Origin of the sequence: Pantoea sp. ICBG 1758 (assembly GCF_002928325.1) — a bacterium.
Lineage (GTDB): Bacteria > Pseudomonadota > Gammaproteobacteria > Enterobacterales > Enterobacteriaceae > Pantoea > Pantoea eucrina.
Window position 1 is genome coordinate 1 of sequence record NZ_POWL01000022.1, and the last position, 785, is coordinate 785.

At 66.4% G+C, this 785-nt stretch carries 1 protein-coding gene and 1 pseudogene; both read left to right on the top strand.

The window, feature by feature from the left end:
- Positions 1–222: pseudogene (locus C1Y41_RS19690) on the top strand (hypothetical protein); the annotation flags it as partial.
- Positions 219–785 (top strand): aminotransferase class V-fold PLP-dependent enzyme (locus tag C1Y41_RS19695; RefSeq protein WP_146065250.1); only part of this gene is annotated, 567 nt, incomplete at its 3' end. The pseudogene C1Y41_RS19690 and the gene C1Y41_RS19695, both read left to right, overlap by 4 nt.

Here is a 785-nt window from a genome sequence, read left to right on the forward strand (position 1 = left end):
CGGGTCCGCTCGACCGGCGAGGTCGGCACCCTGCTGGTCACCCACTACACCCGCATCCTGCGCTACATCAAGCCCGACCACGTCCACGTCTTCGCGGCCGGCAAGATCGTCGAGTCCGGCGGCGCCGAGCTCGCGGACAAGCTGGAGGAAGAGGGCTACGAGAGCTACGTGAAGGGGGGCTCCGTGAGCGGAGCGAACAACACGAGTGGTGGTGCCGCGTGACCCATTCCCATCTGACCGGGCTGCTCGACACCGACGCCATCCGCAAGGACTTCCCCGTCCTGTCGCGGCAGCTGCACGACGGCAAGCCCCTGGTGTACCTGGACAACGCGGCGACCTCGCAGAAGCCGCGCCAGGTGCTGGACGCGCTGAACGCCTACTACGAGCAGCACAACGCCAACGTCCACCGCGGCGTGCACGTGCTGGCCGAGGAGGCCACCGCGCTGTACGAGGGCGCCCGGGACAAGGTCGCGTCGTTCATCAACGCGCCCAGCCGCAACGAGGTGATCTTCACCAAGAACGCCTCGGGTTCGCTCAACCTGGTCGCCAACATGCTGGGCTGGGCCGACGAGCCGTACAAGGTCGACGCCGACTCGGAGATCGTGATCACCGAGATGGAGCACCACTCCAACATCGTGCCGTGGCAGCTGCTCGCGCAGCGCACCGGCGCGAAGCTGAAGTGGTTCTCGCTCACCGACGACGGCCGGCTCGACCTGTCGAACATCGACGAGCTGATCACCGAGAAGACGAAGATCGTCTCCTTCACGCTGGTCTCCAACCTGCTG